This is a genomic window from Thermodesulfobium sp. 4217-1 (assembly GCF_039822205.1).
Taxonomy (GTDB): Bacteria; Thermodesulfobiota; Thermodesulfobiia; order Thermodesulfobiales; family Thermodesulfobiaceae; genus Thermodesulfobium.
The window spans coordinates 1-13,578 of the sequence record NZ_JBAGBW010000005.1 but is presented as its reverse complement, the minus strand read 5'-3'; the positions used below and the strand labels follow the sequence as shown (position 1 = coordinate 13,578).

16 protein-coding genes and 1 pseudogene are annotated in these 13,578 nt (G+C 34.6%); 15 read left to right on the top strand and 2 right to left on the bottom strand.

The genetic code is table 11. The features are described from left to right. Positions 1 to 12 precede the first annotated feature (12 nt). Together V4762_RS03050 and V4762_RS03045 are read left to right on the top strand one after the other, a co-directional pair. Positions 13 to 267: an FmdB family zinc ribbon protein gene (locus V4762_RS03050; protein WP_347314307.1), complete on the top strand. Its 255-nt coding sequence runs from the start codon at positions 13 to 15 to the stop codon at positions 265 to 267. Beyond that, a complete protein-coding gene (locus V4762_RS03045) occupies positions 255 to 842 on the top strand; it encodes a hypothetical protein (protein ID WP_347314306.1) in 588 nt (195 codons plus the stop codon). The genes V4762_RS03050 and V4762_RS03045 overlap by 13 nt, the downstream gene beginning before the upstream one ends. Here the strand turns inward: V4762_RS03045 and V4762_RS03040 are convergent. After that, positions 835 to 1,314, bottom strand: coding sequence for a hypothetical protein (locus V4762_RS03040; protein WP_347314305.1), 480 nt, complete (start codon positions 1,312 to 1,314; stop codon positions 835 to 837). The two genes, V4762_RS03045 and V4762_RS03040, sit on opposite strands and share 8 nt — an antisense overlap. Further along, positions 1,283 to 2,794, bottom strand: coding sequence for a phosphoenolpyruvate carboxykinase (ATP) (gene pckA, locus V4762_RS03035; RefSeq protein ID WP_347314304.1), 1,512 nt, complete (start codon positions 2,792 to 2,794; stop codon positions 1,283 to 1,285). Before pckA ends, V4762_RS03040 begins: the two co-directional genes overlap by 32 nt. 95 nt (positions 2,795 to 2,889) lie before the next feature. Between pckA and xseA the strand changes: the two genes are divergently transcribed. The 13 genes and pseudogenes from xseA to V4762_RS02970 all read left to right on the top strand — a co-directional run. Then, complete coding sequence (xseA, locus tag V4762_RS03030; RefSeq protein WP_347314303.1) at positions 2,890 to 4,266, top strand: exodeoxyribonuclease VII large subunit; 1,377 nt, start codon at positions 2,890 to 2,892, stop codon at positions 4,264 to 4,266. Beyond that, entirely contained in the window at positions 4,263 to 4,460 is a 198-nt protein-coding gene (xseB, locus tag V4762_RS03025) for an exodeoxyribonuclease VII small subunit (RefSeq protein ID WP_347314302.1), read from the top strand. Before xseA ends, xseB begins: the two co-directional genes overlap by 4 nt. A 182-nt stretch (positions 4,461 to 4,642) precedes the next feature. Then, positions 4,643 to 5,545, top strand: a complete 903-nt coding sequence (locus V4762_RS03020) for a manganese-dependent inorganic pyrophosphatase (protein ID WP_347314301.1) — start codon at positions 4,643 to 4,645, stop codon at positions 5,543 to 5,545. A gap of 109 nt (positions 5,546 to 5,654) precedes the next feature. Next, positions 5,655 to 6,869, top strand: coding sequence for a peptidylprolyl isomerase (locus V4762_RS03015; protein ID WP_347314300.1), 1,215 nt, complete (start codon positions 5,655 to 5,657; stop codon positions 6,867 to 6,869). Between the two features lies 1 nt (position 6,870). Continuing rightward, on the top strand, positions 6,871 to 7,680 hold the full coding sequence (gene mazG, locus V4762_RS03010; RefSeq protein ID WP_347314299.1) for a nucleoside triphosphate pyrophosphohydrolase: 810 nt from the start codon (positions 6,871 to 6,873) through the stop codon (positions 7,678 to 7,680). Beyond that, the gene (locus tag V4762_RS03005) at positions 7,667 to 7,891 is read left to right on the top strand and encodes a S4 domain-containing protein (protein ID WP_347314298.1); all 225 of its coding nucleotides are present in this window, start codon (positions 7,667 to 7,669) and stop codon (positions 7,889 to 7,891) included. The genes mazG and V4762_RS03005 overlap by 14 nt, the downstream gene beginning before the upstream one ends. Before the next feature lie 70 nt (positions 7,892 to 7,961). Next, a complete protein-coding gene (locus tag V4762_RS03000) occupies positions 7,962 to 8,189 on the top strand; it encodes a hypothetical protein (RefSeq protein WP_347314297.1) in 228 nt (75 codons plus the stop codon). A gap of 6 nt (positions 8,190 to 8,195) precedes the next feature. Continuing rightward, the gene (locus V4762_RS02995) at positions 8,196 to 8,537 is read left to right on the top strand and encodes a S1 RNA-binding domain-containing protein (RefSeq protein ID WP_347314296.1); all 342 of its coding nucleotides are present in this window, start codon (positions 8,196 to 8,198) and stop codon (positions 8,535 to 8,537) included. A 9-nt stretch (positions 8,538 to 8,546) separates the two neighbouring features. Next, a complete protein-coding gene (locus V4762_RS02990; protein WP_347314295.1) occupies positions 8,547 to 9,743 on the top strand; it encodes an argininosuccinate synthase in 1,197 nt (398 codons plus the stop codon). Next, positions 9,733 to 11,193 (top strand): argininosuccinate lyase, encoded by a 1,461-nt coding sequence (gene argH / locus V4762_RS02985; protein WP_347314294.1) that lies wholly within the window; start codon positions 9,733 to 9,735, stop codon positions 11,191 to 11,193. Before V4762_RS02990 ends, argH begins: the two co-directional genes overlap by 11 nt. Then, positions 11,183 to 12,298 carry a DUF1385 domain-containing protein gene (locus tag V4762_RS02980; RefSeq protein ID WP_347314293.1) on the top strand — a complete coding sequence of 372 codons (1,116 nt, stop codon included), beginning with the start codon at positions 11,183 to 11,185 and terminating at the stop codon, positions 12,296 to 12,298. The genes argH and V4762_RS02980 overlap by 11 nt, the downstream gene beginning before the upstream one ends. Continuing rightward, positions 12,244 to 13,200 carry an ABC transporter permease gene (locus V4762_RS02975; RefSeq protein WP_347314292.1) on the top strand — a complete coding sequence of 319 codons (957 nt, stop codon included), beginning with the start codon at positions 12,244 to 12,246 and terminating at the stop codon, positions 13,198 to 13,200. The genes V4762_RS02980 and V4762_RS02975 overlap by 55 nt, the downstream gene beginning before the upstream one ends. Positions 13,201 to 13,292: 92 nt before the next feature. Then, positions 13,293 to 13,578: pseudogene (locus V4762_RS02970) on the top strand (hypothetical protein); the annotation flags it as partial.

Sequence of the window (13,578 nt, the reverse complement as noted above, 5' to 3'; positions counted from 1 at the left end):
GAGGTTCTAACAATGCCTTTTTATGAATATAAGTGTAACGATTGTAAAAACTTGTTTACTCTATTAAGGAGTGTTGACAAAAAAGATGATGAAGCAAACTGCCCAAAGTGTGGTTCATCTGACATAAAAAGAGTCATATCAAAGCCGATGGTTTCGAGACAGAAATCATCTAACAGCGCTGATAGTTTAATTGACATTGAATCATCTACATCCTCCTCTTCTTGTGCAGGATGCTCTGGAGGAGATTGTAGCTCTTGTGGATTTTAAACAAAAACTTTATCCTCATATTAGCGCTTTTTTTTGCAGCATTTATTGGCGTTTTTTATGCCAATAATGCTGAAGTTTCCAATAAGAGGCATTCTTTTGAATTGGAGAAAGCAAGGCTAACTCCAAAGAATAACTTTGATTTTAGCGTTAACGGAATGAAGATTGAAAGTGGGGGCGGGGGATTAGGGAAAATAAATTTAAGCGATTTGCTTTCTTTAAAAAAGACAAGCGTTCTTTTAGATAAAAACGTTCACATTAGCGAAAAGGATTTTAATTTATATGCAAAAGAAGTTGAATACAACCCTTTTGAGAAAACAGGTATTGCTAAAGGTGAAGTTCTTGTAGAGGGCAGAGATTTCTTTTTTTCCGGGAAAGATGCTAGTCTTGAAGGAACTTCAGCAGGACTTACTTTGAATTTACAAAATATAAATGGGGTAGCACTTGGAAGCCCCTTTACTGCTGATAAAATTTCATACAACATAGATACGAAGCAGCTATCATCTGATAACTCGGTAATTCACATCTGGAAAATACCTATTATGTGGCTGCCTTCCATATCAATAGAGCTTAATTAACGTTTTTATTGATCCATATTCTTCCTGTAGCGGTGGAGATAACAATATCTATTTCTTTATTAATCTTTTTGCATAAAAGTGAAATTTTTCCACCACCCTCATTTGGGGCTCCATGAATGCTAAAGCTGCAATTTTGTGAAATGCCGCAATAGGCGTTCTTAAATGTTATTTGATCTGGGAGATCAAATCTTGAGTAGGTTTTGCCATTTTCTGAGATGATATAGTATGCGTTTTGACCAATATTGAAAAGTATTGAATTTCTGGTTTGCCCATTAAATGCTGAGTTTCTTAAAATTCTGAGGTTTTGGGCGATCAAGTTTGCCTGATTTTCTAATTTCCAATTTAATATAATATTTTCCATAAAAGCAGGAGCTATTGTAAACAAGAAAATCGAAGATATGGCAATGGTTATTATGATTTCAAAAAAGGTTATGCCGTTACTATTCTTTGTGCTTTTTGATCTGATGTTCAATTTTTTTTGAAAGGTCGTTGGCTTTTTGGATATACTCGTCTTTGTTTTCCCAGCAATTTATAGGATTTAGAATTTCTGATGGGACACCTTCGAGGTATTCGGGTATGGTAAGACCGAAATATTTGTCTTTTACGAATTTTGAATTTTCAATTGTGCCATCAATTATATGTTTTACAATTATCCTTGTGGCTTTTATATCAATTCTTTTGCCAATGCCAAATGGTCCTGATATCCAACCAGTGTTTAAAAGATATATTCTTACATTGTGTTTTTTTATCTTTTCTTCTAATAAACTGGCATATTCGATTGGCCTTCTTGGCATAAATGGTGCTCCAAAACACGAAGAAAAAGTTGCTTGAGGCTCTATTATCCCTCTTTCTGTTCCAGCCAATTTGCTAGTATATCCACAAAGAAAAAAGTCTCTTGCAGTTTCAGGATTTAGCTTTGCGACAGGTGGCATGACGCCAAATGCATCTGCAGTTAGAAAGACAATGCAATTTGGATGAGGACCGTATAGCTTATCGTTTGCAATGCTAACTGCTTCCATTGGATACGCTGCCCTTGTATTTTCTGTTATTGTAGAATCCGTGTAGTCTGGCAATCTGTCTTTGTCAAGTATGACATTTTCCAGTAGGCTGCCAAATTTAATTGAATTATAGATGATAGGTTCGTTCTCGCTGGATAGATTTATACACTTTGCATAGCATCCTCCCTCAAAGTTGAAGATGCCGTTATCAGACCAGCCATGTTCGTCGTCTCCAATCAATTTTCTTTCAGGATCGTTTGAAAGGGTGGTTTTTCCAGTTCCCGAAAGGCCGAAAAATAGGGCTACATCGTTATTTTTACCTATATTTGCGCTACAATGCATTGGCAATACATCTTTTTCGGGGAGAAAGTAGTTCATGCAGGTAAAAATTGCTTTTTTTATTTCTCCACAGTACATACTGCCTGATATTATGATCGTCTTTTCTTTTAAATTTAGTATTATTGCTGCGTCAGAATTAGTTTTGTCAGTTTCTGGATCGACTGAAAATCCAGGCAATACATACATCTTGAAGTTATCCTTGTTCATCTTGCTTTCATTGTTTATGAACAAAAATTTTGAAAAAAGAGCGGAAAAGGCATATTCGCAAAAGACATTGACATTAACCTGATAATCTGGGTCTGCTCCTACGCAACCGCTAAATTCGAATATTTCTTTGTTTTGCATATATGCATAGATTTTTGATTTAATAATTTTGTAATTCTCTTCTGGTATGGGAAGGTTTACCTTTCCCCAATCGACAGTATTTTTTGAAATTTCATCGTAAACTATAAATCTATCGTTTGGTGATCTGCCTGTAAATTTTCCAGTTCTCACACAAAGCGAACCATCACTCGTCAAAGCTCCCTCACCATTCTTTATGGCTATCTCGACTAACTCTGGCACGTTTAGGTTTTTACTTAACCTTTTAACGTTTTTTGGAATAAAATTTGACATAGTTTTCAATTTGTCACCCCGCAATGGTTTATATAAACGACTTAATTTTAGCACAAATGTTATAGAATTATAAAAAAAATAGTGAGGTTTTTTTAATGAACAGCAAAGAGTTTTTAACTTTATACGAATTTAATTTATTAATACAGAAGGTTATCAAAAATAATTTTGATGATGAGGTTTTTTTGATAGCTGAGGTATCAAGGATTACCTATAATGCAGCTGGTTATGTAAATATTGAGCTAATTGAAAAGAAAGATGAAGAGATAATTGCTAAAAACAAAGCTGTAATATGGAGCGATAAAAAATTTATATTAGGAGTCTTTGAGACTATATTAGGAGAAAAATTATCAGTTGGGATGAAGATCCTCGCAAAAATAAGGCTTTCATATCATCCTTCCTACGGAGTGACTTTAAATATTTTAAATATAGATCCTTCTTATACGATTGGAGAGATGCAACTAAAGAAAAATCAAATTATTGATAGGCTTGAGAAAGAAGGCGCCCTGGAATTAAACAAGAATTGCGCTTTTCCGCTTGTTCCGCAAAAAATTGCTTTAATAACCTCTAAAACTGCTGCTGGATATGAGGACTTTGTTAATCATCTCATAAATAACGAAAAGAGTTACTTTTTCAATGTGAAACTTTTCCCTTCCGTTATGCAAGGAAAGGATGTAGAAAATTCAATCTTAAAGTCTCTGGATGCCATAATTGAGGATGAGGGTTTTGAAGTTGTGGTTATTGTAAGGGGCGGCGGATCGGTAGGCGAGCTTGATTGTTTTAACAATTACAACTTAGCTAAAAAGATATCACAACTTACAATTCCTGCACTTGTAGGCATAGGGCATGACAGAGATAAGACTGTTTTAGATTATGTAGCTTATGAAAGTTTTAAAACTCCCACTGCTGTAGCACATTTTTTGATAAATAAAGTCGATGACTTTGAAAATGAGATTAAAAATGTTTTACATAGCATTTCAAGGGTGAGTTCTGAAAAGATCGATAGTGAACTAAAGATGATAGAAAGAATAGCTTCTAAGGTTAAAGAAGGCTGTCTTGAAAGCTTAAAGGAATCAAGATCTGATATTAATGCCATCGGAAATAGAATTTTTCCTGAGCTTCTTAATAGACTTAATCAAGAAAAGAGAAGCACAGATAAAATATGCTTTAATATTTTTTCAATTTTTAAGGATAAGTTAAAGACCGAGCATTCTTATTTTGATAAAATCGAATACAATGTTAAGAATATAGCCTGGAACACTTTACAGAAAAATTCAAGTATAATCGAGAAAATTGAGAAAGAAATAATGCTGCAAGATCCTGATGAAATTCTTAAAAAGGGATTTTCTATCACAAACTATAATGGGAAAAGTATTAAAAATTTTGAAGATGTTCCTGTTGGGGCTACAATTGTTACTCATTTGCTAAATTTTGATATTTATAGCGTAGTTGAAAGGAAGGTAAAAAAACAATGAGCGAAGAAATAAGCTACAAAGAAGCGTTGGAAGAGCTAAATTCTATTTTAAAAAAGATCGAATCTGAAGATATTGAAATGGACGATCTTACAAAGATTGTAAAAAGGGCTCTATTTCTGGTCAACTTATGTAAAAGCAAATTAAAGAACACGGAAGATGAATTGCAAAGCATTTTTAATGAGATAAATTTGTAAAGATTATAGATAAGGAAGTTCGTTTAATATATAAGAATTTGTTAGATTGAATTCTATTTTTTTATGATACTATCAAGGTTAGTTCTATTTAAATTTTATATTATGGTGATTGTTGAATTTAGATATAAATTTTGTTATACTAACCATAAGTCAAAATTATATCTTAAGGGGGTATATTTTTAATGTCAGATGTTTTTGTAATTGGTCACAAGGCACCAGATACCGACAGCGTTTGCTCTGCAATTGTTTACGCTGAGTTAAAGGGTTATAAGAGCGCGAGAGCAGGCGAGCTAAACGATGAGACTAAGTTTGTCTTAAACAAATTTGGTTTTGCTGAACCTGAGCTTTTGGAAAATGTCGAAGGAAAGAGTCTTGTTTTAGTAGATCACAACGAATCTTCACAAAGAGTTTGTGGAGAAGATTCATCGATGGTTATTGAGATTGTCGACCATCACAAATTTAATTTTGTAAACAACATGCCAATTAGCATCTTAAACGAGCCGCTTGGTTCAACTTGCACAATTATAGCCAAGCATCACATGGACAAAATTAAGAGCAAGCCAAAATTAGCAGGTCTTCTATTGAGCGCTCTTCTTTCTGACACTGTTATCTTTAAGTCTCCTACAACAACAGAAGAAGATAGAGTGATTGCTAAGGAGCTTGCAAAAATTGCAGGTATAGATGATGTAAATGCTTTTGGCATAGAGATTAAGAAGGTACAGGGCAGTATCATTGGCAAGCCGATTGATAGCGTTGTAAAGAAAGATTACAAAGATTTTGATTTTGGCGGAAAAAAGGTCGGTATCGGTCAAACAGAGATTCTTGATATCAATGAAGCCTATAACAGAAAAGATGAGATAGTCAAGTTTATAGGAGAGTTAAAGAATTCTGGTGGATATGCTATGGTCGCATTTGCTGCCACAGATATTATGAAAGAGGGATCAGAATTGTTCTTTGCAGGAGATGCTGCGATAATAGAGAAGGCATTCGGAAAGAAGCCAGAAGGAAATTCTTTGTGGCTTCCAGGCGTAATGTCAAGGAAAAAGCAGATTGCTCCACCTCTTGAAAAGGCTTTTGTATCCTAAAAAATATCCTAAAATTTCTCCCCCTTCTCGATTGTTGAAGGGGGTTTTATTTTTTTTTCTTATATTTTTGTTATAATTAATGCAAATTTTTGAGGAGGTAATAACTTAATTGTTTTCTATTAGAAAGAAAAAAGAAACTACCAATGTGGAACAAGTTGAGTCAAAAAATGAGAAGAAAGGCAAAAGATTTGGTTTTGGAATTTTCAAGAACATAAAGTTTTGGATAGGTCTGTTAGTCGTTGTTCTGATAGCCTCAGGCGCTTATACTTTATTTGAATTTCAACCTGTGGCGACTGTAAATGGTGATCCAATTAGAAGGTATGAATACGAAAAGACCTTAGGCGATGCTATTAGTTATTATCAGCAATATGGTATAAATCTTTATGATCCGAAAGAGGCATCTTTTTTCCTTGAGTTAAAAAAGCAAGTATTGAGTCATATGATAGACAACAAGATAATCACACAAGAGGCAAAAAAAGAGAACATAAAAATTACTCCTTCTGACGTAGATACAAGAATAGAAGAGATAAAAAAAAGTTTTCCTTCTGAGAAAGACTTTTTCGAAGCTCTGGCAAAGCAGAAGATTTCTATGGGAGAGCTGAGAAACATCCTTGAGCAGCAGCTTACTGCTGAGGCTCTATTTAAGAAATTAACTTCGAACGTGACCATCTCAGAGGCTGAAGTAAAAGCTTATTATGACGAGCACAAAAAGGAATTTGTACAGCCAGAACAAATCCATCTCAGGCACATATTGGTTAAGACCGAGCAAGAGGCAAACAATATTTATGATCAACTTAAAGAGGGCAAGGATTTTTCTGTCCTTGCAAAGGAATATTCTATAGACACGCCCACCAAGGATAAGGGTGGTGATTTAGGCTGGATTTCAAAGGCAAGCTTGGTACCAGATTTGACAAAAGCTGCTGACGCTCTAAAAGATAATGAATTTTCCAAACCAGTAAAAAGTCCTTTCGGCTATCATATAATAGAAAAGCTTGGGACTAGGCCATCAAAAGAGCTTTCTTTTGATGAAGTAAAAACTACTCTTACTGCTCAACTGCTTAGAAATAAACAGGCTCAAAGTTTGGAAAAGTGGTTTAAGGAGAAGAAAGAACAGTCAAAGATTACACCAAATCCTATTGTTGCACCAATGGATAATCCTATTCTCACTTCATGGTATAAGTTCAAGATTTGGCTTGTTTCGTTGTTGAACAAGACGAAAGAAGGAAAGCCAGTTCAAGGACCGCAGCCTACTACAAATACTCCTAATACAAACTCTCAAACGCAGCAACAAGCACCAAGCCAACAAAGCTCTGGAAGTCAGTAAATTGAACAAAGATTTTTTCTTGTCTAAAGAACATTACAATTTTCTTGATCTAATAGAGGTTGTGAATATTCTTAGATCAGATGAAGGTTGCCCTTGGGACAGGGAGCAAGACCACGAAAGCATAAAATCGAACTTTATCGAAGAAGTCTATGAGGTAATAGATGCAATTGATAAAAATGATATGTCTTCTCTGAAGGAAGAATTAGGCGATGTGCTTTTGCAAGTAGTCTTTCACTCACAGATGGAGTCAGAGAGATCAGTTTTTAACGTTGATGACGTTATAGACTCCTTAGTAAAAAAATTAATCTACAGGCATCCCCATGTTTTTGGGGATGCCTGTGTCAAAAATTCTGATGAAGTGTTAAAAAAATGGGAAGATTTAAAGTTAAAATCTAAAAAAAACACTGATGAAGAGGGTATCTTTTCGCATTTTACAACAGCCCTTCCTGCTCTTATATTGGCATACAAAGCCCAAAGAAAGGCAAAAAACGTTGGGTTTGATTGGGATAGATCAGACGAAATCTTTGATAAAATTAAAGAGGAAATTGCTGAGTTCAAGGCTGCCTTAGAAGAAGACAATAAAGATAAAATGATAAATGAAATGGGAGATATATTTTTCAGTGTGGTAAATTTATCGAGATTTTTCGACATAATTCCAGAAGACGCATTAAGACATTCCACATTGAAGTTTATTAATAGGTTTTCTGTTATGGAAAAGATCATTAGGGATGAAAATTTACAAATTTCAGAACTTGGCATTGAAAAATTAGATTTTTATTGGGAAAAAGCAAAAAAAATTGAGACTAGATAAATGGCTTAAAGTTACTGGTTTGATAAAGAGAAGAACAATAGCGAAACAAATGTGCGATTCTGGTTTGGTATCTATTAACGGTAAGGCTGGAAAACCTGATTATAATGTAAAGATGGGAGATAAAATTGAAATTTCTTCCCCTAAACCATTAACTGTTGTGGTTGAAGATGAATTACCAAAAAGAGGCAGCGGATACAAAATTTCGTCCTAGGTCTAGACCCAATAAATATGGGCCGCTTAGGACTTTATGGTTTTTTATATTAATAATTTTGTTGATTATTTTGGCTCTGTGGGTTGTAGATGGTATAAACAAAGTATCTTTGTTGAACAAAGAAAAAAATTCCTTTTTAGAGAAGAAAAGAAATTTAGAAAATGAAATAAGTGTTCTTGATAGAAGAATAAAGTTATTTGAAGATCCAGTTTGGTTAGACTTTTACTTAAGAAAAAATTACTCTTTTTTGCATAAAGATGAAAAGCTTATAATTATAAAAAAAGATGGAGGTAGCTAAAATTTTATGGTTCACATCATGCCCGGAGAATTCTATGAGGGTGTCGTAATTGGGACAGCAAAATTTGGAGCTTTTATTGAACTTCCTTCGGGAGAAGTAGGACTTGTTCACATTTCTGAAGTGTCCGAAGAGTATGTAAAAGAGGTTGATACGGTACTAAAAAAGGGCGATAAGGTAAGGGTTAAGGTTTTAACTATTAAAAATGACGGAAAAATTGAACTTTCTATCAAACAGGCTGCGATTAGTTTCGAAGATAAGATGAGTATTTTTAAGAAGCAAAGCGAAGAAAGACTACTTGACTTAAAGAGAAGTTTGGAATCAAAACGTGGAGGAAAAAAGCAAAAATAGGAGGTTATCGTGAAGAAAAAGGTAATATTAGCTTATTCTGGAGGTCTTGATACTTCTGTAGCTATTAAATGGTTGCAGGATAAATATGATTCTGAAGTTATAACTCTCACAGTGGACATCGGACAGGGTGAAGAGATTGAGCCCATTGTTGAGAAAGCCAGAAATGTAGGAGCAATAAAGGCAATTGCTTTAGATTTAAGGCGCGAATTTTTAAATGAATATGCATTTAAAGCTCTTAAAGCCAATTGTACTTATGAATACAATTATCATCTTTCTGCTGCGCTTTCCAGGCCACTAATTGCTTCTTATTTGGTAAAACTTGCAAAGGAAAATAACGCATCAGCAGTATCTCACGGTTGTACTGCAAAAGGGAATGATCAGGTTAGGTTTGACCTTACAATAAAAACTCTTAAAGAAAATCTTGCGATATGGGCACCGATGAGAGAATGGGTTATGACCAGAGAAGAAGAGATCGATTACGCACAAAAAAACAACATATCAGTTCCAGTTGGTAAGAAAAGCCCATTTTCAATTGACTTAAATCTTTGGGGCAGAAGTATTGAAGCTGGTCCAATAGAAAATATTGAAAAAGAGCCGCCCGAAGAAGCCTTTGCGTTAATTGTTTCCCCTGAAAAAGCTCCCAATAAACCCGAATATGTCGATATCGAATTTGAGAACAACGTTCCTGTGGGTCTTAACTCAGTAAGAATGCAGCCAGAAGATCTCGTGGAGAAGTTAAACAAAATTGCTGGTTCTAATGGAGTTGGACGCTCTGATATGGTTGAGAACAGATTGGTAGGCATAAAAACAAGAGAGGTTTATGAGGCCCCTGCGGCAACTGTTTTGGTAAAGGCCCACAGAGACCTGGAATCTTTGGTCTTACCTAGGGATCTGTTTCATTTTAAGGCTATGATTGATGAAAAATATTCTTGTCAAATATATGATGGTCTTTGGTTCTCTCCATTAAAGAGCGCACTTGATGCATTTATCGACTCATTTAGTGAGAGAGTTACTGGAAATGTAAAGATGAAGCTTTACAAGGGCAGTGCTACTGTAGTAGGTAGAAATTCAGAATTTAGTATGTATCAGCAAGATTTAGCTACTTATGGTCAGAATGACTCATTTTTACATAACAGCGCAATAGGATTTATCGACATATTTAGTTTGCCAAATAGAGTCTATCATAGGGTAAAGCATGACAAATAGATTTAGAGCCTGGCAGGGGAGACTCCCAGATACCAAAAGTGAACTTATAGCGTTTAGCTCATCTTTGGATCTTGATAAGAGGTTTTTCTTTCAAGATGCCTGCTTAAACGTTGTTTACTCTGAAGAGTTATCTCAGATAGGACTTATTTCAAAACAAGAATTTGATGTTATTAAGACTGGTATCGGGAGTCTTGTCAAGGAATTTGTAAATGGAAATGTTGAATTCTCTGATCAAGACGAAGATATACATATGGCTATCGAAAGATTGTTATTTGAACGAATAGGCGATAGCGCTTCTAAAATGCATGCTGGAAAAAGTAGAAATGACCAGGTAATTACAGATTTCAAGATGTTTCTCAGAATTGAAATATTAAATATTATGACGAAATTAAATAACTTGTTTGATTCTTTGCTTGACATTTCTCAAAAATATGAAGAAGTAATAATGCCATCTTATACCCATACCCAGCAGGCTCAGCCAGTTATTTTTTCCCATTGGGCTTTTGCACACTTATATGGTTTGTTCGAGTGCACCAAGAAGCTTATGGATGTGTATGAATCATGTAAGATGTTACCATTGGGGTCCGCTGCAATTGCTGGAAGCGCTTATGATATAGATAGATTTAGACTGTCAAAAAAGCTTGGTTTTGAAGCGCCAACTTTTAACAGTATAGAGACCATTTCATCAAGGGATTTCGCATTAGATTTTCTTTATGCTTTGGTATCAATGAGCATTAAGTTTTCCTGCTTTTCGCAGGATCTGATTACATTTTCAACATCTGAGTATGGCTTTGTGAGTTTGCCTGATGAATTTTGTACTGGTTCATCCATTATGCCTCAGAAAAAAAATCCTGACTTTCTTGAGCTTGTGAGAGGCAGGGCATCTATTAACATAGGAAATCTTGTTTCCTTGTTAGCTCTTATGAAAGGCCTTTCAATAGGATATCACAGAGATCTTCAGGGGGATAAGACATCAGTATTTAGCTCTCTTGACATTGTTTCTTCTATTCTTTCTCTGATGCCAGATTTTGTCTCTGGAATAACATTGAACGTTGAGAAGATTAGAGGAAGCCTTAACCAGGATCTTCTTGCAACCGATATTGCTGACTATCTTGCAAAAAGAGGTGTGCCTTTTAGGGATGCTCATTCGAGGGTAGGGTCCTTGGTAAGGCTTGCTGAAGAAAATAATGTTAAAATTTTTGAACTTAATTTTGAAGATGTTCAGAAAACCCTCAAAGATATCAATTTAGATGCTTGGAATAATTTTGATTTCGTTTCTTCTGTGAATGCAAGGAATATATATGGAGGCACGGCAAGTAGCTCTGTAAAACACCAAAGAGAGCAGCTTGTAGAGATAAAAAAAGATTTCGTTTCCTTTTTTGAATCACAAAAGAAAAAGGAAGCATATATTTATAATCAAGCTATCGATGCAAACCCTTTTGATTTCTGATCTAAGGCCTGCTTACAAAAAAGTCAATTTTATTTCAAATTTTGATCTTGTGGGCAGGCTTATTTTATTTTTTAGAGTTCATGGCTGTGAAATTTTCTTAATTTCTACGCCCAATGGCTTTTTTGCAATATCAAAAGATGACGTTATTGGATCTGACTGGAACGACAGAGTGAGCGACCTCTTGTTAAAGAAACATATTTCCCCTGCAATATGCGTTTTTGAAGATGATAATATAGATAAGTTTTTTCAACTTTCTATATCTTATAAAAAGCCTGTAGTAGTGCTCAGTTCAAACAACATGCCTTTAGGGGTTTTATATTATGAAAACGCAATGGCATTCTTAAATGGCTATTCTATGCCCACTAAGGTATCTGGTATCTCGACCCCATTTGGAGTCTTCTTCTCAAATGGCATTGCTAAAGGTGGGCTAAGTGATATAAAGTTGTTTTTGACGGGGAGCTTGTTTTCTTTTTTTGCTATTTTGATTTTTTTAACAGGAGATATTTTCTTTGAAGTGGCAAAATATTTATTTGGAGATGCAGAAAATCTTACGACATCAGCTTTAGCAATTGTTTTGCCATTAGCAATTTTTTTAATTTTGATAAAGTTCACAAGATTATCAAAATTACATGGTGCAGAACACAAGGTAGCCCATGCAATAGAATCTGGAGATATTCTCTCGGCCTATTCAGCGAATTCATATTCAAGAGTTCACAAAAGATGCGGCACAAATCTTTTGATATTGGTTTTGCTTTTACAAATTATGGTTATCTATATAAATCCGATTTTAGCAATAGTAATTGCTCTCTTTATATGGAGATTCTTGGGAAATAAAGTTCAATATTATATAACTACAACAGAGCCAGAAGAAAAAGATTTAATGAATGCTATCCTTGCAGGCAGAGATTTTATGAAAAATTATTACAATGCTACTATTAACAATGTGAGATTAGATCCTTTTAAAAAAATATACAATTTAGGAATATTTCAAATTTTAGGTGGGTATTTTTTTACAATTTTAACACTTAATTTTCTTGCGTGGGGATTATTATGGTTTGGTATATTACCAAAAGACTATTATCAGCTATTCCGCTTATTTTTATAATATCTGCTGTAAGCTTTTTTATAATTCACCTTGCTCCGGGGGATCCAAGTGTTTTGTTGATCGACCCAAAGGTAAGACCCGAAGATCTTGCAAGAATAAGAAATAATCTTGGCTTAAACCAAAGTCTTTATGTACAGTTTCTAATATGGTTTAAAAATGTTTTGTTCTTGAACTTCGGAAGATCATTTGTCGATTCGAGACCCGTGTTTGATTTAATAATGGAAAGATTGCCTGCTACACTTGAGCTAATGGGTTCTGCGATATCAATAGGGTTTTCGCTTGGGATTCTTTGGGGCGTTTTATCGGCTTTTTTTAAAGGTAAGTTTGATCTCATTTCTAGTATATTTTCATTTTTTGGACTTTCCATTCCATCATTTTTTCTTGCGCTTATTTTGATAAGAGTCTTCGCTGTTAGCCTGAAATGGTTTCCTGTACTAGGATTTTCTTCTGTCGGCATTCCCTATCCAAGTCTTCAGTTTTTTTCAAATCATATAGCACACCTCTTTTTGCCCGTTTTTGCTATATCGTTTGGAATAATTTGTTCGGTGCTCAGATATCAAAGAAATATGGCAATAGAGATATTTCATGAAGAATACATTCAGTATGCAATTGCTAAGGGTCTTTCAAAAAAAAGAATTCTTTACCATGTGTTTAGGGTTGCAGTTATGCCTTTGATTACTCTCTTAGGGCTATCTCTTCCTGATGTATTGGGTGGAGCCTTTATTATAGAAACAATATTTGCATGGCCAGGTATGGGCAGACTTGGTGTAAATGCTATATTTTCAAGAGACTATCCTGTTATAATGGGTATAGTGGTCTTTTCATCAGTTTTAGTAATTCTTTCAAATCTTTTAGCTGATATTTTAAATAGACTGTTAGATCCGCGAGTCATAGAAGATTAAAATTTTTTTGTATTTATTAGATAAAATATGTTAAAATCATTTTATATGTGGCTAAACTTAAATTGTTTGTTTATTAAGGAGGAGATATCAAATTGTTTAAAATTAAGAGTGTCCTAACTCTTTTATGTGCATTTTCTTTAGTTTTATTTACCGCTAACTACGCTTCTGCTTCGATTTTTTCTCAAATATTTGGCTCTAAAAATTCAAAATCTGACTCTCAGGTGCAGAGCTCATCGGCTTCGGGAGCTAATACCAGCTCTAACTATCAGCAGTGGAGCAATAATGTAGATGCTCTTCTAAATTCCCTGTCATCCAATAGTGCTGCTAGTACAAATAGTGCTGCTAGTACAAATAGTGCTGCTAGTACAAATAGTGCTG